At 43.7% G+C, this 24,917-nt stretch carries 20 protein-coding genes; 13 read left to right on the top strand and 7 right to left on the bottom strand.

Annotated elements, in window-relative coordinates; translation table 11 throughout:
• Positions 1-1,944 (bottom strand): S9 family peptidase (locus ACX5KA_RS03430; protein ID WP_458730411.1); only part of this gene is annotated, 1,944 nt, incomplete at its 3' end.
• A gap of 70 nt (positions 1,945-2,014) precedes the next feature.
• Here ACX5KA_RS03430 and ACX5KA_RS03435 point away from each other — a divergent pair.
• From ACX5KA_RS03435 to ACX5KA_RS03470, 8 genes are all read left to right on the top strand, one after another.
• The gene (locus tag ACX5KA_RS03435; RefSeq protein ID WP_014980341.1) at positions 2,015-2,638 is read left to right on the top strand and encodes an NAD(P)H-binding protein; all 624 of its coding nucleotides are present in this window, start codon (positions 2,015-2,017) and stop codon (positions 2,636-2,638) included.
• Between the two features lie 140 nt (positions 2,639-2,778).
• The gene (locus ACX5KA_RS03440) at positions 2,779-3,540 is read left to right on the top strand and encodes a tRNA1(Val) (adenine(37)-N6)-methyltransferase (RefSeq protein ID WP_458730412.1); all 762 of its coding nucleotides are present in this window, start codon (positions 2,779-2,781) and stop codon (positions 3,538-3,540) included.
• Positions 3,541-3,554: 14 nt separating this feature from the next.
• Complete coding sequence (locus ACX5KA_RS03445; RefSeq protein WP_458730413.1) at positions 3,555-4,043, top strand: YgjV family protein; 489 nt, start codon at positions 3,555-3,557, stop codon at positions 4,041-4,043.
• A gap of 304 nt (positions 4,044-4,347) precedes the next feature.
• Positions 4,348-4,920: a hypothetical protein gene (locus ACX5KA_RS03450; RefSeq protein WP_458730414.1), complete on the top strand. Its 573-nt coding sequence runs from the start codon at positions 4,348-4,350 to the stop codon at positions 4,918-4,920.
• Positions 4,898-7,123, top strand: a complete 2,226-nt coding sequence (gene bcsA, locus ACX5KA_RS03455; RefSeq protein ID WP_039216358.1) for a UDP-forming cellulose synthase catalytic subunit — start codon at positions 4,898-4,900, stop codon at positions 7,121-7,123. Before ACX5KA_RS03450 ends, bcsA begins: the two co-directional genes overlap by 23 nt.
• Positions 7,120-9,396 carry a cellulose biosynthesis cyclic di-GMP-binding regulatory protein BcsB gene (locus ACX5KA_RS03460; protein WP_458730415.1) on the top strand — a complete coding sequence of 759 codons (2,277 nt, stop codon included), beginning with the start codon at positions 7,120-7,122 and terminating at the stop codon, positions 9,394-9,396. The genes bcsA and ACX5KA_RS03460 overlap by 4 nt, the downstream gene beginning before the upstream one ends.
• Entirely contained in the window at positions 9,390-10,496 is a 1,107-nt protein-coding gene (locus tag ACX5KA_RS03465; RefSeq protein ID WP_458730416.1) for a glycosyl hydrolase family 8, read from the top strand. Before ACX5KA_RS03460 ends, ACX5KA_RS03465 begins: the two co-directional genes overlap by 7 nt.
• On the top strand, positions 10,493-12,916 hold the full coding sequence (locus tag ACX5KA_RS03470; protein WP_458730417.1) for a cellulose synthase subunit BcsC-related outer membrane protein: 2,424 nt from the start codon (positions 10,493-10,495) through the stop codon (positions 12,914-12,916). The genes ACX5KA_RS03465 and ACX5KA_RS03470 overlap by 4 nt, the downstream gene beginning before the upstream one ends.
• A 39-nt stretch (positions 12,917-12,955) precedes the next feature.
• Here the strand turns inward: ACX5KA_RS03470 and ACX5KA_RS03475 are convergent, their stop codons facing one another.
• From ACX5KA_RS03475 to fldB, 4 genes are all read right to left on the bottom strand, one after another.
• Positions 12,956-14,368 (bottom strand): collagen-binding domain-containing protein, encoded by a 1,413-nt coding sequence (locus ACX5KA_RS03475; RefSeq protein WP_014950747.1) that lies wholly within the window; start codon positions 14,366-14,368, stop codon positions 12,956-12,958.
• Between the two features lie 181 nt (positions 14,369-14,549).
• On the bottom strand, positions 14,550-14,960 hold the full coding sequence (locus tag ACX5KA_RS03480) for an ExbD/TolR family protein (protein WP_014950746.1): 411 nt from the start codon (positions 14,958-14,960) through the stop codon (positions 14,550-14,552).
• A gap of 142 nt (positions 14,961-15,102) precedes the next feature.
• Positions 15,103-15,882 carry a CLCA_X family protein gene (locus ACX5KA_RS03485; protein ID WP_458730418.1) on the bottom strand — a complete coding sequence of 260 codons (780 nt, stop codon included), beginning with the start codon at positions 15,880-15,882 and terminating at the stop codon, positions 15,103-15,105.
• A 55-nt stretch (positions 15,883-15,937) separates the two neighbouring features.
• The gene (gene fldB / locus ACX5KA_RS03490; protein ID WP_202941880.1) at positions 15,938-16,474 is read right to left on the bottom strand and encodes a flavodoxin FldB; all 537 of its coding nucleotides are present in this window, start codon (positions 16,472-16,474) and stop codon (positions 15,938-15,940) included.
• A gap of 461 nt (positions 16,475-16,935) precedes the next feature.
• On the opposite strand from fldB, the gene ACX5KA_RS03495 reads away from it, so the two are divergent.
• Together ACX5KA_RS03495 and ACX5KA_RS03500 are read left to right on the top strand one after the other, a co-directional pair.
• Complete coding sequence (locus ACX5KA_RS03495) at positions 16,936-17,424, top strand: helix-turn-helix transcriptional regulator (RefSeq protein ID WP_458730419.1); 489 nt, start codon at positions 16,936-16,938, stop codon at positions 17,422-17,424.
• 122 nt (positions 17,425-17,546) lie between these two features.
• Positions 17,547-19,277 (top strand): DUF5666 domain-containing protein, encoded by a 1,731-nt coding sequence (locus ACX5KA_RS03500; protein ID WP_458730420.1) that lies wholly within the window; start codon positions 17,547-17,549, stop codon positions 19,275-19,277.
• A gap of 150 nt (positions 19,278-19,427) precedes the next feature.
• On the opposite strand, the gene ACX5KA_RS03505 is transcribed toward ACX5KA_RS03500, so the two are convergent.
• Positions 19,428-21,290: a metallophosphoesterase family protein gene (locus ACX5KA_RS03505; protein ID WP_458730421.1), complete on the bottom strand. Its 1,863-nt coding sequence runs from the start codon at positions 21,288-21,290 to the stop codon at positions 19,428-19,430.
• 271 nt (positions 21,291-21,561) lie between these two features.
• Between ACX5KA_RS03505 and ACX5KA_RS03510 the strand changes: the two genes are divergently transcribed.
• A complete protein-coding gene (locus ACX5KA_RS03510) occupies positions 21,562-22,683 on the top strand; it encodes a hypothetical protein (protein WP_202941885.1) in 1,122 nt (373 codons plus the stop codon).
• 101 nt (positions 22,684-22,784) lie between these two features.
• On the opposite strand, the gene msrA is transcribed toward ACX5KA_RS03510, so the two are convergent.
• Entirely contained in the window at positions 22,785-23,330 is a 546-nt protein-coding gene (gene msrA / locus ACX5KA_RS03515; RefSeq protein ID WP_318487685.1) for a peptide-methionine (S)-S-oxide reductase MsrA, read from the bottom strand.
• 224 nt (positions 23,331-23,554) lie between these two features.
• Here msrA and ACX5KA_RS03520 point away from each other — a divergent pair, with 224 nt between their 5' ends.
• Positions 23,555-23,950, top strand: coding sequence for a thiol-disulfide oxidoreductase DCC family protein (locus ACX5KA_RS03520; RefSeq protein WP_202941886.1), 396 nt, complete (start codon positions 23,555-23,557; stop codon positions 23,948-23,950).
• Positions 23,940-24,665, top strand: a complete 726-nt coding sequence (locus ACX5KA_RS03525; protein WP_458730422.1) for an SDR family NAD(P)-dependent oxidoreductase — start codon at positions 23,940-23,942, stop codon at positions 24,663-24,665. The genes ACX5KA_RS03520 and ACX5KA_RS03525 overlap by 11 nt, the downstream gene beginning before the upstream one ends.
• Positions 24,666-24,917 lie beyond the last annotated feature (252 nt).

The following is a 24,917-nucleotide window of genomic DNA, read 5'->3' on the forward strand; positions in this document are numbered from 1 at the left end:
CAGGCGACAACTACCTTGAAAAACGCCGGTATCGTATAGGCGCCAGTCGGTAACCGGCGCACCTGACACGCCCGCTGCGAAGTAATCGCCCGCTTTGAACATGGTCATTAGCGTCATGTAGCCGCCATAGCTGTGGCCATGAACACCAATACGCTCAGCATCAACGAAAGGAAGTGTGCGCAAAAACTCAACGCCTGCAACCTGATCGTCTACTTCAATAAAGCCCATTTTTTTATAAATAGGATCTTCAAAGCCTTTGCCGCGATAATTAGAGCCGCGGTTATCTAGCGTAAATACCACATAACCTTGGTCAACCCAGTGTTGGAATAGCAAACCACGGTTACCCGCCCAACTGTTTGTTACAACCTGTGCGTGCGGGCCGCCGTAAAGGTAAACAATAACAGGGTGCTTCTGTTTAGGATTTTGCTTGGCACTGTCAGGCGTGTAAATTCGATACTTAAGGGTTGCGCCATCTTTTGTAGTGATGTCACCAAACTCAGGTGCCGTCCAGCTATCCATGTAAGCGTGCAGAGGGTGGCCTTCTTCAACTTTATTTTCTTCAAGCCAGGTAATTCGCTCGCCGGTGGCACTATTCAGGCTAACTTGTGCAGGAGAGTTAATGGTTGAGAAACGGTCGATAAAGATTGAGGCATCTTTACTGAATGCCGCGCTGTGATACGCGCCTAGTTCAGTGATACGCGAAATCTCGCCGCCATCTAATGGCACGCTGTAAACATGGCTTTCTAGTGGGGTGTCTTTGCGGCCAGAGAAATACAAACGGTTGTTTGCAGTATCAATAGCTTCAACGCTGTCCACTACCCAGTCGCCTTTGGTTAATTGCTTAACCAGCTTGCCGCTGTTGTTAAATAGGTAAAGGTGTTTAAAACCGTCACGCTCAGACGCCCAAATAAATTGGCCTTTGTCTTTTAGGAAGTAAAGGTCGTTGTGCAGGTTTACCCACGTGTTGCTTGATTCTGTAAGCAGCACGTTTTCTTTTTTACTGTTAAGGTCGAACGCGCGAAGCTCCAGTGTTTGCTGGTCGCGAGTCTGCCACTGGTAGGTAAAGGTGGTGCTATTTGGCATCCACTTACCGCGGGCAAAATAAATGTCTTTGTCTTTACCTAAATCAACCCAGGTGCGATCGCCAGAGTTGATGTCTTGAACAGCAAGTTCCACCAATACGTTTGGCGTACCCGCTTTCGGGTATTTTTGTTCGATAAGTTTGATGTCGTCAGCATAGATTTCAGAACGCGTGATCACATCTACCGGGCTTTCATCAACTTTGGTAAAAGCGATTTTAGTTTCATCTGGCGACCACCAGTATCCGGTCATACGGCCCATTTCTTCTTGCGCCACAAATTCGGCCATACCAAATTTAATGTTGTCGCCACCTTCTTTGGTAATTGCCGTTTCTTTACCCGATTCAATGTGTTTTACATAAAGGTTCTGGTCGCGAATAAAAGAGATGTAGTTACCTTTTGGTGATAATTTAATATCAGTTTCAAAAGCGTCAGTATCTAAAAGTTGCTTCGCCCCTTTTTCGCCCAGCTTGTGATAAAACACATCGCCACCTAATGGGAAAAGTAATGCTTTACCATCGTCCGACCACTGGTAGCTTACAATACCGCTGCCAGATAAACGCATACGCTCGCGTCGCGCTTTCTCTTCATCAGAAAGCACCTCTTCGCCGCTTTGTAGGTCGTTTGAGTCGAAAAGCATGCGAGTTTGGCCACTTTCAATATGGTATTCCCATAGATCTAGGCGCTCGTAGTCGGTTTGCTTACCTTTAAGAAATGTTACCCGTTGACCGTCAGGTGATACTTTTAACGAACGGGGTGCGTTGCCATCGAGTGAAGGAGAAGAGAAAATACGCTCAATAGTGAGCGTTTCAGCGTTTAAAGCAGTAGAGAGCATAGCGGCTCCAATTAAAAGGGCTTTTTTCATTTTTATCTGCATATTTGACTGTCGAAGGTTTGATTGTAGTTATATCAATTTATGATACAAGGTGCGACATATGAAATCCGCAATGGTGCTAGGAGCGACAGGTTTAGTGGGACGAACGCTTGTAAATATGCTGTTACAGGATAGACGGTACAATGAGGTAACCTGCTTAGTCAGAAAACCGCTCTCCTCCAGTATGTTTAACGACCCTCACAATCGCCTAAAACCTGTAGTTATCGACTTCGACAATCTACAGGACTATCAAGGCTACTTTAGCGTAAACCATGTGTATTGCTGCCTAGGAACTACACTTAAAAAGGCGGGGTCCAAACAAGCCTTTCGCCGCGTTGATTTTGAGTATGTGCATGTTGCCGCACAGCTTACCCGTGCACAGCGCGCAGACAGCTTTGTATGGATATCTTCGGTTGGCGCTGATGCTAAAAGCAGTAACTTTTATTTGCGCGTAAAAGGTGAGCTAGAAAACGCGATCATGCGAATGCCGCAATTACCCCATGCCTCTGCAGTGCGTCCTTCATTACTGTTGGGCGAGCGCGATGAATCTCGAACGTTGGAAGATATAGCGCAGAAAACCGCGCCTATTTGGCAAAGTATTATGAAAGGGCCGCTAAAGAAATACCGCCCCGTTCATGCCGTTGACGTGGCTAGAAACATGATGTCGCTGCAGCGCTGGAAATAAGCGCTCGTAGTAAATGTCACAACGTTAACGTGAAGCACAACCCGACTTGGTATAAAATGCGCGCCTTCTAACGCATTAGGTAATACGACTTTCTTATGTTCCGCTGTAAACAATTCACAGTAGCGCAAGACAAGTGCGCCATGAAAGTGAACACCGACAGCCTGATTTTAGGAAGTTGGGCTGAGCCAGGTCCGGCGACGCATATTCTAGATATTGGAACGGGTAGTGGCATTCTTGCGCTGATGATGGCGCAAAAGTCGGAGCATAGTTTTCATAGTAGTGCCGATGAACAGCGTGTTGACAATCAGAGAGCCGTTCGAATAGATGCGATAGAAATTGATGAAGATGCAACGGCGCAGGCCGCGTTGAATTTTAAAAATTCAAAGTGGGCTAACCAATTATTTGCCCGCTGTTGTGATGTAAATAGTTTTACATCGCCCTATCTGTACGATGTCGTCATTTCAAATCCGCCTTACTTCGATTCGCCCGCCAAACGTTCAAATGCTTACAACCAGCAGAGCCAATCTCGAAATTTGGCAAGACAGACTTTGGCGCTTAGTGCAGAAGAGTTTTTTGAGGTCAGCCAAGAAATGCTTGAATTAAACGGGCATTTGTATTGCGTTTATCCTTTTTCGCTAGAAGCAAGGATAATTCAGATCGCCGCTTCCTATGGCTTGGTGTTGGAAAAGCAGCTTTACGTCAAGCATGAATCTAAAAGCGCTCCTTACCTTTGTGCATTCCACTTTAGAAAACTAGCGTTAACTTCCACACTTTCGCCAATTGAAAATGTCGGGGTAATTACTGAAGAGGCGAGTAAGACGACATTAACGATTAGAGACGCGCAGGGCAATTACACATTTGAATACAAAGCCCTTTGTCAGCCTTTTTACCTTAAATTTTGAATGAGCTTATATAAATGAACATAATCGCAGAAGGCTTTGGCGCGATAGCCGTTGTATTGAATTTTATTGGGTATCGCCAAACCAATGTAGACAGATATTTGCTTATTTCTGCCTTTGCCTTAAGCGCACTTAGCGTGCACTTTTTTATGCTAGACGCTATGGCCGCAGGCATCGGTACTCTACTTGCCAGCGTTCGTAACTTCATTGCTATCAAACACAGAAGCAACGCTATTTTATTTTTCTTTGTTACGGTGAATTTAGGCTTTCTGGCTTATGAATGGTTTGTACTAGATCACAGCTGGATCATTTTCATTGCCTATGCGTCGTCACTTATTTTTACAGTGGGATCACTGGTTATTCGCAACACACATACTATTAGAAAAGTCTTTCTTCTAGCTGAAACTTTGGGGCTGCTGTACGCCATATCTGTAGGCAGTATTTTTGGCACAGTATTCAACGTAAGCAACTTGATCAGCATTATTAGTAAGCTTCGCAAGCCATAAATATACCGTTCAATACCCTTATCTTATCAATTAGTCTAACTCTCCTCTCTTTTTGCTCAAAAAAAGAACGTGTTTTTGCGTTTAGAATACTTGAAATTACTTAACCAAATGGTCAGTTAATTTTCTGTTTTGTTTCTCTATGCCGCGTTTTTAAAGGGGGATACCAAAGTTCAATGGGCTAAAGTTCAATATCATATTCCTAATATAAGCGTATCATTTCCTATCAGTAAGTATGGTTTCAGCAATTTTTCCTCTGAATATGTGGAAGTAAACTCGACGTGTAGTAATGAGGGGAGTATGCGCAGTGAAATTAGTGGAAAATACACAACAATCTAATCAGTCTGACTTGCTTGAGCAATCGTTTCAAAGTGCGATAGACAAAGGCACTGCGGTTAACGTATTTGAGCGCGCAAGGCATTTTCGCAATGCTGTCTCGGCAAGCGAGCAACCTCGTCTAGTTGAGACTCGAACAAGTCTAGAAACTGAAAACCTGTGGAAGAAACGTCTCAACCTGCTACTTGATGCAGAGAATAAACTTATTAAAGTTATACGTTTACGTAAAATTACTGGTATATTTACGGTATTGAGCATGGCTATGTTTTTATTTTCCCTGTATTTAGCACCGTCTATGTCGCCAGTCGTTTTCTATGTTCTAAGTGCGGTCGCCGCTTTCGGAATTGCGACGTACCCAGCGTGGTTCTTAGTATCTAAGAGCGACAGAAAGCGCAGAGATCATATCTCTAGTTTGTTTTACAAGGGCAATCATGAGGTAGAGATCGCAGACGGAAAGATGACCTTAATCAACAGGGCGAACTATGCAAGTGTAACGCACATACACATACTGGATCGCAACGTTGGATCATTCGCAAACACATAAACATCACTACACGTCACACCTTACTGCTGTTCTACTAGTAGCGTCGCTCTTTCTTGGGGCGCTACTTTTGGCTCCGATGGATGCACTCGGGCAACTCCTAGCTTCCATTACTATTCTCATTTTCATATCGCTTTGCAGTAAAGAAGCGAGGCATTCTCAAAAATACCAGAACTTATTCAGAGTACTTGCGCTCGTTCTCGCTATAGCACTTAGCGTGAGGTATTTATTATGGCGTGGTATTTACACGCTCACGTATTCTGATGTGCTTTCAATGATTGCAGTTTGGCTATTGTTTGGCGCAGAAATTTACGCTGGGATAACTTCCGTATTGGGCGCAATCGTGAATGCTTTTCCTTTAAGTCGTCCTCTTCTGACATTGGAAGGCGTAGACAAATCTACGTTGCCGAGCGTTGACGTAATGATCCCAAGTTATAACGAAGATGAAGAGATACTAGAGGTCACAATTCGTGCCGCACAAATGCTGGATTATCCAAAGGATAAGCTTTACATCCATTTGCTTGACGACGGCGGAACAGATCAAAAAATCAATGCAGATAATCCGGTTTCAGCGGCCTCAGCAAAGCAGCGAAGACAGGACCTCCAAGCGCTTTGTTCGCGCCTTGGTGTAACGTATCACACGCGTGAAAAAAATGAATTCGCCAAGGCGGGTAATGTTAATAGCGCAATACAAAACACGACGGGTGATTTAATTGTAATTCTTGACGCAGATCATGTGCCCACTTCAGATTTTCTAGATAGAACTGTTCCTTGGATGCTTAGAAATGAAAAAGTGTTCTTGGTCCAAACCCCTCATTTTATGGCTAATCCCGATCCTGTAGAGCGAAACTATTTCTCGGCATTTACCCGTATGCCGTCTGAAAATGACATGTTCTATGGCACCATCCAAAAGGGGCTAGACTATTGGGGGAGCTCATTCTTTTGCGGTTCAGCTGCTTTAATGCGAAGGAAGCATCTGGACTTGGTGGGTGGAATCTCGGGCGATTCTATTACAGAGGATGCAGAAACTGCGCTTGATTTGCATAAAATGGGCTATGAGTCAGTATATGTTGATCGGCCAATGGTAAGCGGACTCGCCCCTGAAACATTTGATGCATTCATTCAGCAACGTATGCGTTGGGCGCAGGGAATGACGCAAATTTTATTACTAAAAAAACCATTCAAAGCGGAAGGCCTGAAATGGTACCAGCGGGTGGGTTACATGAGTTCAATCATGTTTTGGCTGTTTCCTTTCGCCCGTATTATTTTCTTGCTAATGCCGCTGGCATACTTGGTTTTTGGGCTTCAGGTGTATCACGCGTCATTACTTGAAATTTTTGCCTTCACTATACCTCACGTTATCGCTACCTACATGATATCAACCATGCTTTTTGGTCGAACGCGGTGGCCGTTGGTCTCAGAATTATATGAAATATTACAATGTGCTTTTACGTTGAATGCCTTGGTAAAAGTCTTCCTAAAACCTCGTGCTCCTTCTTTCGTTGTAACGCCCAAAGGAGAAAGTCTGGAAAAGACATTTGTGTCGCCACTTTCAACCGTCTTTTATTGGCTTATTCTGGTCATCACTTTCGCACTAGGCTCTGGTGTTTATAAATTTATCACTGAGCCGATCACCCGAGAATTAACTGTAGTGGTAATGCTTTGGAACGTGTTCAATTTAATATTACTGCTGTCTGTACTCAGTGTATTATTAGAAAGAAAGCAAGTTCGTAGCCAGGCACGCTTGCCCGCTACCAATAGTGTGGTTATCAAGAGTGAGAACGGTCAAGGATGGGTGGGTGATTTAGTAGACATGTCGCTTGGCGGGGCTCGGCTTCGATTAAAGGGAGAAGGCGCTTACGTGCCCGAGGGGGCGATATTAACCTCATGGAGCCACGCACTAAGTAGAAACGTACATATTCCTATAAATGTGCTGCATTACGATAGTAAGTCAAAAATGCTCCGTGTACGCTTTATGCCTCAAACCGAAGAACAGGAAAACGAAGTCGTCGCTTATTCACTGTGCGATAGTCTGCGCTGGATGTCGTTTCAACGAAGAAGAACTAGAGCTATTTCTTACTGGTTCGGCGCAAAACATGTATTGAAAGTTGGGTTAAAGCCTGTTTTATTGCATTTGCTTGTATTGATTGGGAAATTCGCTATGAAATTAGGCTTGCTTGTTAAACTGCCAAAGGAAAAACAATGATAAAAAAATACCTTTTGTTTATCGTGTGCTTGTGCATGCCTTTTACCCTGGCGGCGCAAACCGACACGTACCGATTAACTGACTTCTTTGGCGGTGAAAGTACCGTACGGTTGTTGGGAAAATCCGCCTCTATTGATATATCAATCCCCCTGAGCTCAGTCACTGATGTAGATAGCGCGTTATTAACATTAGAAGTGGTTAGCTCGCAGGCGTTAATCAAAAAGCGTTCTAAGCTGTATGTGAGATTTAATAATGCGACCATTGGACAGATTGCGTTCGACCCAGACAGACCTTCTCTCGTATCTGAAATTGCGATCCCTACTTCATTATGGCGAGCCGGGTTTAACTCTCTGACACTAGCGGTAAGTCAGCACTACGCCGAGCAATGTGTTGACGGCAGTGCACCTGAGTTGTGGAGCGAAATTAATGCATACAATTCAACGCTAAAAATTGCGACGTCGGTGAATGAAAAGCGCTTCACATTAGATGAGCTGAGCGGATTCTTTAATCCAGGAATTGGCGGACAACGAAACGTTCAGCTTTACACGGCGCGAGAAGCTGATGATCAAATTAAATATCAGACACTTCCCATTGTCTCGCAAGCACTGTCTCTTAGGAATCAATATCAGCCGCTTATTATCGAGCATGACAGCTTTGATGATGGTTACGTTTTGCCCCAGCTAGAAGACACAGAAAATAGTTTTTGGAACGACCAAAATGTTGCTCGCTACGAGCGTGCTGCATGGTATCTCAAAGCCAAGCAAAAGCAGCCTGTTCATATTCTAGTTGGTACAGTCGACGCGTTATCACCTGTGCTATCTGACGAAGTGATTAACGACATTGATGGCGCGTTTCTAAAAGCACAGCGCACCCCAGCGTTCGTTCAGGACAGCAAGGTTATTGTACCGGCTAGCTACCGCCTTATTGTCAGCGGTACTACGCAAGATGAAGTACTTGAAGCAGCGAAAGCCTTGGCGGTAATGGACGATGCGATCAACCCTATTTCACAAGTCACCGTACTTTCACAGTCACAAATGCAGGCGGAAACACTGCAGCGTCATCGCATTCTGAACCCTGACAATCACTACACATTCCAAGACTTTGGTGTGGCGACCACTCAATTTAGGGATGAGGGGAACTTCACTAAACGGGTGTCATTCAGATTACCTGCAGATTTTTATGTACCTGAGAACGCGAGCGTGAGCTTGCTCTTAGACTTTGGATATGGCGCAGGTTTTGGGCCAGGGTCGGTTATGAATGTCAGCGTGAACGATGAACTTGTACACGGTTTGTCTCTTAATAATGTTAACGGACAATCTTACCGAGACTATCAGCTAAGAATACCTGCACGGTTCTTCAAAGGCGGGACGAATAATTTAGACTTTGCGGTAACCATGAGAGCGCCATTGGCAGGCGTGCCTTGTGATGATATACCTGGTTCCCACCTCGTATTCCAACTTGATGATTCTTCGGCTATAAAGCTCCCTGATGCAGGAAACGTGGCAGTTCAGCCCAGTCTTGTTTTGCTTTCAGAAACGGCTTACCCGTTTGTGCGCTTTAAGTCAGCCCCAACGTCAACCATTGCGATTCCTTCAGATGACTACTTAGATACAGCGTTGACTCTTTCAGCAAAATTAGCGCAAGTAGCTCAAGTGCCTTTACTAAATGTGAAAATAGCAACTGGAAACGACATTACAACCGAAGGTTCTGTGATTGTTCTAGGCACCCCTGAAAGCTTAACGAATATTGAGCAGGCTGAATTCAGTACGGCCATTGAGGCAACCAAACGCTGGTCTTATCGGTTACAGAACAATCTTTACAATCGCGTAAGAAACCTGACTGACGATCAGTCTTTCAAAGAAATGCGCATAGACGGCCATACCGTTCAAGAAAGCGACTTAGGTGAGCAAGCTGTGCTTACTGCACAGGTAAACCCAGTTTCATCACAAACTGATACCTTGTTCATTATTGCAGCACAGACGCCAGAACTTCTTAAAGCTAGAGTCGAGGATCTGGTTAGTTTGTCGATGTGGGGGCAGATGGCAGGGGATTTCTTCGCATGGAAAGATGGTCTTTCGCCATCACTCATCATGCAGGTAAGCGATAAATATGAAGTGGGTGAAGCCGACGACAGCTGGCTGCATTTACGACTATGGCTGTCTAACAACCCGTGGTATTGGTTAATAGGCTTTATATTGGTTGTATTTGTTGTAAGCCTACTTATTTATCTGTTGCTTAAACGCAGAAATAAACAAGTGCAAGACTCATGGTAAAGCTGCATTACGCAACAAAAGCGACGCTAGTGATAGGTTTTTTGTTCCTGTTGGCGTCGTGCTCTACCAAGGAAGATAGCGAATTCAAGTCTCAGTACATAGCTTATAAGGCATTGTTTGTTGACGGCGGGCGCGTGGTAGACACAGGAAATGATGATGTGTCTCACAGCGAAGGGCAAGGATACGGTATGCTCTTTGCCGTCGCCGCCAACGACAAAGACACCTTTGATGCATTATGGCTCTGGACCCAACGTACGCTCATGCGCGAAGACGGGCTATTTAGCTGGCGCTACCGACCTTGTGTGGATAATTCATCTTCTTGTATCGATGACCCTAATAATGCTTCTGATGGTGAGATTCTTATTGCCTGGGCACTATTGCGTGCCAGTGAAAAGTGGGGCGTTGATAGGTATGAGGAGGACGCCAGAAATATCGTACGTGCTGTAGAACGGAAACTTTTGGTGGTGAATAATAACAGTGTAGTGCTCTTGCCGGGGGAATACGGATTTGCATCTGACCAAACCGGAAATGCCAGCCTTCAGCTAAATCTGTCCTATTGGGTTTTTCCCGCCATAACTGACCTGTCTTCGCTGTCGGATACACCGTCACGTTGGGAAAGCCTGTTCGAGTCGGGCTTGATCTTGCTGTCGAATATGCAGTTTTCTACCTACCAATTGCCCAGTGATTGGGTGCGTTTCACCCCTAATAGTGCTGAGTCCGATAACAGTATAATTGGTGCGTTAAGTTTAGATAATGTGATATCGCCTGAGTTTGGTTTTAATGCGATCCGTATACCGCTTCAGCTTGCATGGTCCCCACGTTTTCGCCAAAACGCTAGGTTAACTGAGAAGCTACTTTCTCCCTACTATGCATGGTGGGCGATAACGCCTACGCCAGCTACCATCAACCTGTTAAACGAGGAAACAGCTGAGTACGAAATGTCTAAGGGAATGCGTTCAGTGCAGATGGCCGTAAACAGCTTGATGAAATCAGAAGAAAAGCAAAGGCCAGAGTGGCCTGAGATCAATCGAAACATGGATTATTACTCGGCAAGTTTAACGCTGCTTTCTATGCTAGCAGTTTTGGATAACGCATCGTGAAAACTCGGTTTACTCGCACGTCTTTGTATCTGGCACTAGGCGCTTTGGCCACGTCACTTGTATCGGTGCAGGCATACGGACAAGCTAAAACAACGTACAAAGAAAAAGATCTGGGTATATTACCTGCACAACAAGATCAGCCGGATTTAACAGGGCTTTGGTACCATATTAATGAGCGACAGATTCAGCAGGCCAATGAAGAGTTTACGCGCTTAAAAGCTCGTTACCCTACGTGGCAGGTGCCACAAGAAGTCGAAACCGAACTAAACAGAATAAACGGCCGCTTAAAAGGTACTATCAAGCCTGTAGTTTCAGCGCCAAGAGAATCGCTTCAGGCTTTAAAAAAGCAGCCAGATAAGCCCGTTTCTAAAGCCCTCCCGCTCGAACAATTTGCTCAGTTAACGCCTAAAGCCAGAGCAAACACGCCAAAGCAAAAAGTAGAAACGCTTATTGCATTGAGCAATCAAATTAAGCGTACTGATTTTTACTTGCTTATGGGGTGGACCGCCATTGATAAAGGCATGTTAGAAATGGCAACGCAGCAGTTCTCTCAGGCCAAACAATCGGCAGTTCGGGATATCGATAAACAATCTGCTCAGCAAGGCCTTAACAGTGTCACTGGTATTAAGCTGCAGCAGGCATTGTCTCTGCGGGATACGACAACGCTGGAGCAGTTTCTCAAATCTGATAACAGCGGCTACGTGAAAGAAGTGCTGCAGGGCGCGGCATGGCAACAATATGACTTGAATAATTACGACTTTGCCGATGCGCTATTTAGTTTGGTGAACGATTATGAAGGCAGGTATTTGTCACTTAGCGCGCAGAGCAGCGACACTGCAAAGAAGCGCGCTTTCGACCTAGCATGTAGTATCAATACCGAAGTTTTCATTCGACGCTGTGCTGATGGTCTGGCTAGCCGACAGGCTCAGTTTTATGATACACGTCGCTATAAGCAAAGTATTGAGTCAGGCGAAGCTCTTGCCCGTTTGAGACCGTTAAGTGTAGATGAGCAAGCACTAATTGGGTGGGCTGCTAAAGAGATACAAGACACCACAACCGCTACTGCAGCGTTCGAGCGAGTGCTAGCGAAGACGCCAACCGATGCGGTAATTGCCAATGAATTGGTTACAATTAATCAAAACGACGAAGCCACACTGAACCGATTGGCGCTGAGATACAGTGCGGTAAAAAGCATATTGCAAGAACGCACCACACGTAACGCCTGGCCCAGAAAACAGTTTTGGCTAGCCTATCAAAATCGCGATGCGAGGGGAGTTACAGCACAAACAAAAGATGGCCTAAGTGCAGTCTACGGTATTAATACTCGCAGTCGAAGCGGAAGTGAGGGGCTCGGTAATTTCGATGTTCTGTCGCAATATATTGGTATTGGCAGCGGTTATGAAAACTGGCTGTGGCAAGTATCACTCGACTATAAGCAATTCTACAGCGGTAGTCCTCAAGTTGGTGACTGGTTTGGTAACGACCAATTGAGTGGAGCATTTTCGGGAATAAGCGGCTTTGAAGATAAGGGGCTTCGCGCCGAAGCGCATTATCAGGCACCTGATTTCAATTTTTATGCAAACCTTGAATATGCCATGTTCGATCAACCCGTTGGCGCTAAAGTAACGGGGCAGATATCTGCAACCAAATTTCTTACCAGTACAACGGTAGCTGCAACCTTATTTAGAAAGGCAAAAGAAGACAGCTTATTAAGCCAAACCGGAACCTTCAATGCTGATCACGCGAAACCTTGGGGCTACGTGATAGAAAGTGGCATAAGAGGGTTAGTAGCGCATGCAGTGGCCGACAACTGGTCTGTTGCAGGTACTGCTCAGGTTAGTCGCTTAGAAGGCGAGCAGGTTGCCGATAATAGCGCACTCTCTCTACGGAGTGATGTGAGTTACGATATTGCTACCATGATATCTCCCATGCTTGATTATTGGCGCGTAGGGCCATTCTTGAGCTATACAAGCTATGATAAAAATCTAAGCGGCTTTACGGTCGGCAATGGTGGCTACTTTAGCCCCAGTCAGTTTGTCAGCATCGGGGGCTATTCAGAGCTGTTAACGCTTGAGGCGTTAAACTGGCAAGTTAAACTTCGAAGTTCACTTGCGCTTTCACGTGTTGAACAAGACGATGATCTGCGCTTTCCGATTGGAGGTGCATTTCCAACGGCAGACGAGAACGCGACCCTTGGTGAAAGCTCAGATACGGGTTTAAGCGGAAATTTTATGGCTGAAGGTCAGTATCGAATCAATCACAACTGGATTGTGGCTGGGTATATAGGAAAAGCATTTGCGGTTGAGTACCAAGCATTTGAAGCGGGTATTCAGATAAGGTGGCGAGAAGGGCGAGGTGCTGGTGTAACAAGCGATGAACTGTTGCTGTCTTCGCCAAGATTAAGCGGCTTTGCACTATAAAGCCGCTTTTGCCTGAAGATTCACTCTCTTTTTAAAGCGTTAATTCGCTTTTCTACGTCTAGCTAGCATGAAACATCCAGCGCCAAATAAAAGAGCAATTGATGCAGGTTCACTTACGTTGATAGCGCCGAACTGATAGTTATTTACTTGGCCTGTTGGCGCATTGTAGGTTTCGCCGTCGTCATTAATCAGTTGCACCAACGGAGTGACCAATCTATTAGCAATGACATTACCGTCTACATGACCATTGTAGAAACTTAGCTCTGCATATGGCGCCAGTACACTACCTTTAACACCCACACTATGTAGTGTAAGAAAATCAGCATCAACAAAGTTAAACAAGATGTTGTTGGTATAAAGGCCATCATGACGCTGACCTACATTGTTGTCATTGTCTCTGTACTGGCCATTTTCTCTGAAATATTCATTTTCCTGCGTAAAGGCCGTATTAAAGAAGCCAGTGTTAAATAACTCAACTGATTCACCGTACACATTGATGATGTTGTAGCTGGTGGTTGAGAAATCGTAAACAATGCCTTTATCAGCAGCGCTGAACCAACTAGCGTCAATATTGTAGATATTGATATCATCAGAGCCAGAGAAGGTAATGGTATTTAATACATCCTTGCTAGCGTCGGTACAAGCAACCGCTTGATCCGAATCGTTAGCGTCAGTGCACGACAATGTTGTTGTGCCATTCACCGACATTGACGCAAACTCCTGAGACTGCGCTGTTACTTCGGCAGCAATAGCATTAAAGTCGATATTGTTAACGTTAGCCTTACTCACGCTGCCCTGTTCAACAGATGTTGCTGTCGAACCATTGATAGCGGTGTAATTGTTAACGTCGTTAAGCGTTACGGTACCGTTAACTTCGCTGCTATCAAGTTCAACGCTAGACTCAGCAAATACGTTTCCGTTTTCAACTTGGGAGCCATATAAAGTAGGGTTACTCACACTGTCGTAAACACTATTAGGCCCACCAAGTTTCACAGTATTGGCGTGCACATCACCTGATACAACATTTGAGTTACCTAGTTTGACATCACCTTTGGATGAGATACCGCCAGACTTCACCGTAGAATTAATGAGATTTACAGTCTGCTGAGCGTTAACCGCTTTATCGAATGTGAGTTCAGAGCCAAACACCATACCTGACACGGTAGTTGAACCACCGTGAACATCACCGCGCGTGAAATGAAGGTTACCGCCTACGGCAAGAGCAGACTCAGACATATCTGGCGATAGCAGTAAGCCGACATTGAAATCGGATACGTTCATTTCGCCACCGACAGCTAGTCTTCCTTCAACATCGGAAGATTGGCCGGTAAAGCTATCGAAGATGAATGCGTTGTATTCAAACGCTTCACTTAATTCAATTTTGGCGGCAGACACTTGTGGTGCTGACATAACCGCTGCAAGTACAGCAGTATAGAGTATTTTTTTGTGCATAATGGCTCCAGTGACATCAGAGTCTGGAACCGAGTTTCAACATGGATTTTCCAGACACACCGAATGGTACGATCTGAACAAAATTCATGCGATAGCACAAGAGATACTTTGGTATAAGGTCTTATACGAAAAAAGCCACCCGAAGGTGGCTTTCTTTATTTTGCGTGGTCAGAAAGGCGTTTTAGCTGCTCTTTTTAACCAAAACAGATACTTTATCAATACCTGCAATTTTAACTTGGTTCATAACTTCTACCACAGTACCGTGTTCACTGTCTTCGTGAGCCTGGATAGCAGCTGAATCCGTGTTGTTTTCCGCTAGGTATGTTTGCGTGTTTGCAACCACACGACGAATATCAACTTCGCGGCCGCCCATCATAATTGTGCCATCAGCATCAATACGGATAGAAAGCGCTTTTGAAGGCTTATCGTTTTTCGCTTGATTATCTTCAGGACGGTTTACGTCCAAACCTTTCTCTTTCACGAACGAGGTCGTTACGATGAAGAAAATCAACATGATGAACACGATGTCCAACATGGGGGTCATATCAATCTGAGCCTCGTCTTCAGCCGAGGTATGCTTCTTTCTTTTCATCTCGTCTTCTTTCTTCTGTTACGTTCGAGCGCTTTAGTATACTGCTTGTTACAAAAATATACAGGGTTTTGTACAAAAACAGTGTGCTCATTAACACTTGTTGTTGAAAAAATACTCAGTTTCACAGTAATAAAACAACAAACTAGGTTTGTTTATGTGAAATAGCGACACCTAATTGGTAAAAATACAACATCAATGCCTGATTGAGTGATGTACGCAAGTTACCATGAGGATAAATGCCAAGTCTAGCTTCCGTTGATTTTTTTGTCCCCTGCACCAAAAATGCGTTTTTGATCTCGTGATCTTGAATACAGGCTTCAAATGCGCGGGCAGCCATCTCCTGAGGCATAGCATAATAATACATTTTTAACGCGCGATCAGCCTCTACGGATCGCACAAAGTACTCATTTGGCCTTTTTTGATCATTTAAAAACAATAAAGAGAAGCAATCGCTCAATTTTTGATTAAGTGGATGTGTGTTAATGCGCGCATTGTCTAACCATGCTTGTGTTGCGAAACTACCCGAGGGCACATCTTCAAACATACGAGGCGCAATATAGTGGTCGAAGGCGTGAAACCACTCATGTGCCAAGGCGCCTGCGCCAGCATTTTTAGCAAGGGCAAGTTGTCTTTTGGCACTGTTGTAATGGGCGCTACTATGCTTTTGCCCCCCACTGCCAAATGCCAGTGAAAGTGAGCCATTAAGCGATAAAACTTGTTCATTTACATTTAAGATCGCAACTAGATCGTACAACGCATCAAAAAACAAATTGGCCGCGATCTGCTGCTCTTCTTTGGTAACCCAGCGACCCACTGTGATCGTTGAAAAATTAAATAGCTTTCGAATATCTTGAAATGATACATCTGCCCCGTCCCGATGACTTGGTCCGTTGCGGTAGAAATGTTGATGGATTCGACTCATGCTATCGGTAATGGCTCAATTGGCAGCAGTGCGTTTAACACAAACTTAAGTTGCGTTACGCCATATCCACAAGAAGTTGCTCACACCACGCTTCAATGCGACTTTCTGTTTCATCGTATTGGTTTTCATCATCTAGCGACAAGCCAACAAATTGGCTTTTGTCTTCTGTAAGCGCCTTTGACGCAGTAAAGTCATAGCCTTGATTTGGCCAATAACCAATAATCTTACATCCAGTCGGAATGAGTGCGTCGTGAAGCATGCCTAATGCATCTTGAAACCATTCTCCGTAGCCTAGCTGATCGCCAAGGCCAAACAAGGCGACAGTTTTGCCTGAGAGGTCTAAGGCGTGCACGTCTTCCCAATGTGACTCCCAGTCTTCTTGAAGCTCGCCAAAGTCCCATGTGGAAATACCAAAGATAACAATGTCGTATTCAGCGGTGCGTGAAAGGCTAACGTCTTTAATATTGTGAAGTGCGACGATATCTTCATCAAAAAGGCTGTTGAGTTGGGCTTGTATTTTCTCTGCCGCCATTTCGGTATAACAGGTTGTTGAACCATAAAACAAACCAATTGACAGCGCGCCGTTACTCATTAGAAACCTCTTTTTAACTAATCGTCTTCACTGGTGGGAATTCTACCTCTTTATTGTTGTTCTACAAAGAGTAGTAGTGCACATCGGTAATTTTTACAATTTCATCACACTTATTACATATCAGTATTTGCATAGGGTGGCATAGAGAACGAAATTCCTACCTCAAGCACTATCGACTGCTATCACTGATATTTTTATTGTGGCGCTAAAAAAGTTACGGTATTGTCACACTAAACTTCAATACCCTCTTTTGATGGTGAAGATGCATACCTTATAACATCATTGATACTTAACATGTATTGCACCAAGCTGAGCAACATCTATTATTAGGAGGTCGGTCTGTTTTAGCAAAGTTAATCTCAAGGTGCGTTCTGTTGCTACAGTAGGATACTTACTGAACCCTCAAACACCCACTAAGTCGATATGAAGAAGTAAATTGATAAAAGAAGTCAGATTCAAATATGAAAGAAAAAATTATTTCAGTCACATTGCTTATTATAATTACTCTTAAAATCTTAGATCTCTACGTAGACTTTTCAGAGGAAGTGAATTTTATTCATCTAGCACAGGAAGTTTCTCTTATTATCCTTTCTGGCGCTGTTTTTATCTTTCTAGTACTTGATATAAAGAAGAATGCATCTTCGCTTTCTGCACTGAAACGTGAACTATCAGACTCTAAGTTGAGAGTTCATGAAATTTCAGAAGAACTTAAATCATCTAAGCGCGACTTTTTCACCGCTGTAAATAATCAGTTTGCACAATGGCAACTTACCAATTCAGAATCTGAAATAGGCTTACTGCTATTAAAAGGATTGAGTTTGGCTGAAATTTCCATGATTAGAAATACTTCAGAAAAAACTGTTCGTCACCATGCCTCTTCTATTTACAAAAAAGCAGACTGTAAAGGAAGGCATGAACTCGCCGCGATTTTCTTTGAAGAATTAAACTAAGGTTGTATAAATTGCTAGCTTTAGGGCATATGTCCTATGCCTTTTGTGCCCTATGTTCTATAGATTTTACGCCGCTTTCAGCAATACTGGTTTCGAACTTACATAAACGTCGGAATCTATTCATGAAAAAGCTTATTGCATTATCAGTATTACCATTTGCACTTGTCGCTTGTGGCGGTGGCAGTAGTGAGGAATCAAATGAAATTCCTGAACCATCTACTACTGCACCGTCAGAAACCACTCCACTTCCAGATGAATCTTCATCCACTGCTATTACGGTTAAACAGGGTGTCATCACCGGATTTGGAAGTGTTTACTTAGATGGGAAACGTTATCTTACCGATAACGCCAATATCATAATTAATGGCATTGAAGGCCAAGCAATCGATCAGTTAAAAGTGGGCATGACTATAAATTTAATTAGCGAAAATGGAGATGATACTCCCAATGCCCAGCGCATTGAGTACGACTCAGGGGTAGAGGGAGTAGTTCAATCAATCGACCGTGTCAACCGAATAATATACATTGCAGGAGTTGAGGTTTTTTACAATGATTTGACGCATTTTATTGCGACTTCTTCAGTTTCGTTGAGTGTAGGAGAGCGAGTTGAAGTAAGTGGATACCCGCTTGCTGGGGGACAGTTTCAAGCTACCTATATTGGGAAGGAACTTGATAATGACGGTCAACAGAGCGAGCACATCAGCGGGTTAATTCAGAATTTAGATACAGGACAACAGAAATTTTCGATAGGCAATGTCACTGTAGATTACTCCAGTGCTAGAGTAGAAGGTGTTATTTCTAATCAAATCCTAGTTAAAGTTGAAGGTATGACTGAAGGCAGTAATTTGATTGCCTCTGAGGTTGAAGTCAAAGGCTATCATGATGACAATTATGATGAGGCTGAAGTGGAAGGCGTTATTACAGCATACGATAATAATGCCGGAATTGTAGAAGTTAATGGGCAGCAATTTGAACTAAGCAGCTCTGTTTCTTTTTCTAATGGTTCTTCACTGGATTTGATAACCGGAGCACAGGTTGAACTAAAGTTGTCAATTGTTAATGGTGGATTTACTGTTACGCATATTGAATTCAAGCACTATGATTACTACAACGACGGTGTTATGAAAGGAGCAATAGCTGCTATTGATTACAGCGCTAAATCGCTCACAATAGGCAGCAATACCTATTTTGCAAATTCGCAAACCCACTATGAAGATGAATACGACCAATATTTTTCTTTTGACTCACTGCAACTTAATGAATTTATCGAAGTGGTTTATGTTACAGAAGGTACTCAAAATGTCATTTTGAAAGTCGAACGTGAACGTGAAGACGAGCGTTTTGAAGAGTCAGAAATTAAAGGGCAAATAACTAGCTTTACTAGCTCATCAATAGTAGTCGCAGGTCTAAGTATTGACTTACCGGCAGATGCTCTTTATTTCATTGATGACACTCGTAGTTCCCTTGCTCAATTTGTAAGTAATGTAACAAATGGGCTTTATGTTGAAGTTAGTGGAACATTCGATGCGAATGGTCTTTTCTTACCAACCAAATTTGAACTTGAATTTCAAGGTGATGATGGAAATGACGATGATGATCGTGACGATGGTTCAAGAACGGGCCATGTTGAACTAGAAGGAAGAGTGACTGCCATTTTGTCAGATACGTCATTCATGCTGAATTCGTATACGATTGAATTAAAAGAAGCAACAAAACTTGAGCTTTACGACAGAAGAGTATCACTTGTTGAATTTATGAATGCAGTTCAGGTAAATCAAGTTGTTGAAATTGAAGGGAGCTGGATAACAAGCACTGCGATAAACGCTTATGAAGCTGAAATTGACAATGATTAGTCTACAAGTAGAACGTTCTATCTAAATAGCGTTTCTAGACCTCTAAATTATACAATTTAAGATGAAAACATGACCTCGGATATACACAGCACTTTGTATATCCGAGTTTTTTATTACTTGTTCTATCAACAATTGCTAAGTAAATGTTGACTAATTTCTCTTTTCTAGCGGAAACACTACCTCTTTACCGTTGCTCAACAAAGCTTTGCAGTGCACTTCGGTATCTTTGTGTGAAATTTTTAATACACCCAAAGCGCATCCGTTGAATAATTCACCATACCCGGTGCTTGGTTCGCGCGCTTTAACCGACATATTTCTACGGCGTGTGAATAAATTAAGCGGCGATGCAGAGCGATATAGCAGACGATTTAACCTATCAAGCCATTTAATCAGTCCGTCGGGAAATGCATTTTTTAGTCCGCTGCAAGTAAATTGGGTGATATGTGGGCTATGACGTCTAAAGCGCAGACGCACATCGTAAACAAACGAGTAGTGCACATCACCAGATAAGATAATGAACTCTGGAGGCGTTTTGTAATGCCTGAATATGTTTAATATAACGTTCGCGGTGCCTTTGTGGGCCATCCAGTTCTCAGCATCAACAGTAAGCGCCTTGCCAAAAAACGTAAACACCTTTTGAATGGCTTCGATAACCTTTACACCATAAATGGGAGCGGCAGAGACAACGATGACAGATTCTTTGCCAATTATAGAATGCTGAAAATCACACAGTGCTTCCCAGTCCATTAGCCCCGAGGGCTTATTCATATTAGATTCACTGCGCCAACGCTGCGTGCGGGTGTCTAAAACCTCAATAGGTGGTGTGGTATCTAAACGGTAATGCCACTGATCAAAATCCAAAAGATCATCAATGATTTCATCGTGCGAGTTTAAACCGCTTTCTCCCATTGATTCTTGTACTTTAGCAATTAATGGCGCTACTTTTTTTGGTGCATTTCCCCAGCCTTGGCAAAGCAAGTAGCCGATAAGCGCATTGCCGATCATGCGTTTTGATAAAGGGTTTCCATAGACTTCTTGTTCCCAGCCCCGGGTTAAGTTCCAGTCGTCGGTAACATCGTGATCGTCAAAGATCATATAGGTAGGAATGTGTGCCAGCGCCCTACGTACCTGCGGTAGCTGTTTTACAAAGCCGTTAAGCGCCTCGTGTTCTTTGTCGAAAATAGCGTGGTATTTTGGGGGGATCCCATCTTTATCTATATTGATATCAGCCCAAAGCGTGTCGGACCACACTAGTAAATACATAGCGATGATCTCCGCACTGCCAATCAAATGGTTTTGCGCGTTTACTGATGTGAATACCGGTTTTTTCTTAGCACCAAAGAATATTGAAGACAGTACCGTATTGGTCGCAATTTGAGGAAGAAGCTGCTCTCGTTCGTAATACCCATGTTCATGTGTGGCAAGTTCATTAGTGTTGATTACTACTGCTCCTTCCAGTGCTTCATGATAAAGGCCTAAACGGTCAATCACGCTATGTATGGCTTTAAGCATAGGACCTGCGACATCATCAGCGTAAATTTGATCGCCCGTCATCAACAGGAGATCGGGAAAATCATTTTGCTTTTTGAACGCATTTTTATGGAGTACATCTACTTGTGCTAGGGCATCATCACTGTGAAAGTGAGGCTTGCGGCATGAGCCGTGCAATATGGTCTCGGGAGTCTCGGTGTAATGGAAACATAAGGAAGACTGTCCATCGTAAAGAAGCCCGCGTTGTTCATCTTCCCATGAAGCCTGCTGAGCGTCGTCGCTAAATGATAGCGAGTAACCTATCCGCGCAGTATCTTCGAAGGGCTCTGACGAAGTGAAAGAGAGCAAGTGTATAAATGCGTACTTACCTACGCGTACGGTTTCGCGTTGACAACTGCCGCTGACGACTTCATTTGCAGATAGATTTAGCGTAGGTGAATCGGCGTTACTGGTTACTACCCAAATATGACATTCTGTAGATGTCACCTTTCGTACTATTGGACCTGCAATAACTTGGGGCAAGTGCTGCGTAGAAATGACGCTCTCCTTTAATTTTCGTCAATATTAATACACGTAAGCGTGTTAACTAAATATGCTGCACATTAATTGAAAACATGATGACAGCACGGCTATTTAACGTTGCCAAATCATATATGTACTCAGCAAACCTGATGTCTATCGCATAACCTTACTCTTTTTTGTGAATAAACGGTATGCTCGATATACTCCCTTACAATTTTTTCAGTTTTACCTTTTGCTCTCATCTTAATAAACGGAGAGAGGACTTCACACTATGCTAAAATATTTAACCAGTGCTGTGCTAACCACTTTACTGATAAGCGCCTGTAGCGAGCCGAAAGACGTGGTTATTACTCCTGAACCTCAAGACTTAACAGAAGTCACTGTGGGTAAATGGATCCTTGATGAAAAAGGCAACGTTATGTTTGACCCTCAAACCTCAGGGTTAGTGGTGTTAGACGGTCAACTTGTCACTATCGCAGATGCTAGCGCTGATACTACTCAACAGTTGAAACTTCATAGCATTTCACCTGATACCGCAACGCTGAGCGCATCGAGCGAACGTTTTTCATTTTCCAATACCGTGCGCCGAAGCTGCTTTTATAGCTATTTAAGCGAGCAACCTGATTTAGAAGCGTTAGCCGTAGACCCCAGAGACACCAACGTAATTTATACGGTTACCGAAGATGCTACCCGTACCGGCGCATTAAGCCCTCGTTGTGAAACCAAATACGAGGAAACAGGGTCAACAGATTACCCCACCTTGTTGGTAAAATTGACGCGAAAAGACAATGGCTCGGTTGAAATGTCGGACGTGCGACCTCTTCAGTTTCCCAACGATTTTGAAGTAGGTAATTTTCCTAACGACGGCATTGAAGGGTTGACGATGGCTGAAGACGGCACGTTATATCTGGCGCTAGAGAAAGATAAAGCAGGACAGCCAAGAATTTTTACATTGACTGTTGATGAAGACTTTTTCTCGTCGAATGATTTTGCCACAGTGAGCGAGCCTAACCTTCAACTTCCTTCGTTTACTTCAGGCAATCACCCTATCAATGGACTGGCGTTATATACTCATTCAACGGGCGCATCCTATTTGTTTGGCGCAGCAAGAAACGACAATGAACTGTGGGTAATTGATGTGAGTGGCAGTAAGCCAACAAAGCGTATCCCTATTACCTTCGACGTTGCCGGCGACCAGAATTGTGAACAGTACACAATGGATAATTCGTCGATGGAAGGACTAGTGACCATTGAAAATACCTTGTGGATCATTAACGATCCTTGGGAAAAAAACTACCTTAAAAACGCGACGTGTGAAGCGCATAAGAAGCGTTATGAAGACTTAGCGCCTTTATTATTCCCATTAGAAATTAACAGCGTTTGGTTTGAATAATAAGAAAACGAATAGATTGAAAAACAAAAGGGTTGCTTTTAAGCAACCCCTTTTATTGTTGGCTCACGCTGTTGAAAGCGCGCTTAATATCGCGGTTTTATCTATGCGTCGCTGCGAAGTCGAGAAGCGAAGGTCTTTTTAAACTTCGCAAGCTTAGGCGCCACTACCATAGAGCAATACTGGTTCTGTGGATTATTTTTGAAGTAATCTTGGTGGTAGTCTTCGGCGTCGTAGTAGTTATTTACAGCTACTATTTCAGTCACTACTGGGTCGGGCCAAACCTCTTCTTCTGTAATTTCTGCGATAATTTTTTCTGCTTCAGCTTTTTGTGTATCGTCGTGATAGAAAACCGCGCTGCGATACTGTGTGCCTACATCATTGCCCTGTCTATTCAGCTGTGTAGGGTTATGCAGCGCAAAGAAAATTTCTAGTATCTCTCGGTAGCTAATGCTGTCGGCATCAAACGTCACTTGTACCACTTCAGCATGGCCAGTATTTCCTTTGCATACCTCTTCATAGGTTGGATCGGCCTTTTCTCCTCCAGCATAGCCAGAAATTGCTTTTTCCACGCCTTCAACGCTATTAAACGCTGATTCGATACACCAAAAGCATCCGCCTGCCAACGTGGCGACTTGTAAATTTGCCATAGTAAAAACCTCTCTTAATCTCTGACTGTAGTGTGGGTGCGGGTAGGTCACAACACAAGTCATCCAAGCGTGTTTTTTTATCGTATAAACGAATATTAAATAAGAATAATGTGCGAGCTGAGTGAAAGGTTTTAACATGTGAGGTTAGCTGCTTTCTTTCAAGCAGTTTGCAACTGGTAAGAATGCGTATAAGCGTGTTCAAAATTTGGCAGAGGTATTCAGTCGTGATTATTTTCTATGACGGGTATTGTCCGTTGTGTATCGCTGAAATGCGTCATTTAAGAAAAAGAGACAAGCACAACAAATTAACATTGGTAGATATTCAGGCCCCCGATTTTTCGAACCGTTATCCAACCATGGATTGGCATGCACTCAATGCAAGAATTCACGGACTTCGCGAAGATGGGACGTTGATAACTGGCCTTGATGTCACTCATGAAGCATGGAAAACCGTGGGCATGGGTTGGCTATATGCACCGCTTCGCTGGCCTGTTATTCGTCATGTGGCCGATGCTTTCTACAATGTATTCGCAAAGCATAGATACACCATTTCATACCTGTTAACAGGTAAAAAACGCCAGTGCGATCGCTGCATACCAGGAGAAGCCAGTGAAAAATAACGTCCTAATAGTGGGCGCGTCGGGGGGGATTGCGTCCGCGCTTATTGAGCAATATAGCAGTGAAGGTGCTAGGGTGTTAGCGGTTAGTCGCGCCCCTATATCTGACACCAGTCATTCTGGGGATGTAACCTATCATCAGCTGGCCGAACAGGACGATAGGCACATAAGCGAATTTGTTGAACAGCTGGCTGAACAGCAGGTTGTGTTAACTACGGTAGTTATCACAACAGGCTTTCTACACCGCGAAAGCGATGGCATTCATCCTGAGAAACGTTTGGAAGATATCAGCGAGCAGGCCTTAGCGGCTTATTTTTCGATTAACAGCATTATTCCCGCAATGTGGCTCAAGCATTTGGTGAATATTATGAGTAAAGAAGGCTCAACCCTTGTTTGCTTAAGCGCGAGAGTAGGGAGCATTTCAGATAATGGACTTGGCGGGTGGTACGGCTACCGCGCGTCGAAAGCGGCGCTCAACATGTTGGTTAAAACGGCGTCGGTAGAATACAAGCGTAGATTGAAAGACGTGATGCTTGTTTGTTATCACCCTGGGACGGTTGATACGGGGCTTTCTAAGCCTTTTCAAAAAAACGTCGCTGCCAAGAAACTGTTCACGCCTGAGTTTACCGCTAAACAGCTTATTCATCACCTTTCGGCGCTTAATCGAGACCAAACTTGTCATTTTATCGACTGGAATGGCGAAGTGGTAACTTGGTGATACGGTCTAACATCATTTCAGCAAGTCCAACATCAAGACTTTTTATTTCACTGCTGTTACCATGCTATTTTGGGAATGGTGCAGCGTATTGATAAGCCCATAGAGGTAGCAATACAACGCGTTGACGCCACACGTGAGTCATAACAACAAACGCCATCCTGATAATAAATAATACCAGTTCGCTCGGCTTGATCCTTACGAATAGTAAGTAACGACAACCAACTTGAATTGTGAGTACACAACGTGTTTGTG

It is taken from the genome of Alteromonas alvinellae, from assembly GCF_902705805.1.

Excerpts from the sequence above, each read along its gene's own strand:
- ACX5KA_RS03435 (WP_014980341.1), top strand. The coding sequence starts at position 2,015 with ATGAAATCCGCAATGGTGCTAGGAGCGACAGGTTTAGTGGGACGAACG.
- ACX5KA_RS03440 (WP_458730412.1), top strand. The coding sequence starts at position 2,779 with ATGAAAGTGAACACCGACAGCCTGATTTTAGGAAGTTGGGCTGAGCCA.
- ACX5KA_RS03445 (WP_458730413.1), top strand. The coding sequence starts at position 3,555 with ATGAACATAATCGCAGAAGGCTTTGGCGCGATAGCCGTTGTATTGAAT.
- ACX5KA_RS03460 (WP_458730415.1), top strand. The coding sequence starts at position 7,120 with ATGATAAAAAAATACCTTTTGTTTATCGTGTGCTTGTGCATGCCTTTT.
- ACX5KA_RS03465 (WP_458730416.1), top strand. The coding sequence starts at position 9,390 with ATGGTAAAGCTGCATTACGCAACAAAAGCGACGCTAGTGATAGGTTTT.
- ACX5KA_RS03475 (WP_014950747.1), bottom strand. The coding sequence starts at position 14,368 with ATGCACAAAAAAATACTCTATACTGCTGTACTTGCAGCGGTTATGTCA.
- ACX5KA_RS03480 (WP_014950746.1), bottom strand. The coding sequence starts at position 14,960 with ATGAAAAGAAAGAAGCATACCTCGGCTGAAGACGAGGCTCAGATTGAT.
- ACX5KA_RS03485 (WP_458730418.1), bottom strand. The coding sequence starts at position 15,882 with ATGAGTCGAATCCATCAACATTTCTACCGCAACGGACCAAGTCATCGG.
- fldB (WP_202941880.1), bottom strand. The coding sequence starts at position 16,474 with ATGAGTAACGGCGCGCTGTCAATTGGTTTGTTTTATGGTTCAACAACC.
- ACX5KA_RS03495 (WP_458730419.1), top strand. The coding sequence starts at position 16,936 with ATGAAAGAAAAAATTATTTCAGTCACATTGCTTATTATAATTACTCTT.
- ACX5KA_RS03500 (WP_458730420.1), top strand. The coding sequence starts at position 17,547 with ATGAAAAAGCTTATTGCATTATCAGTATTACCATTTGCACTTGTCGCT.
- ACX5KA_RS03510 (WP_202941885.1), top strand. The coding sequence starts at position 21,562 with ATGCTAAAATATTTAACCAGTGCTGTGCTAACCACTTTACTGATAAGC.
- msrA (WP_318487685.1), bottom strand. The coding sequence starts at position 23,330 with ATGGCAAATTTACAAGTCGCCACGTTGGCAGGCGGATGCTTTTGGTGT.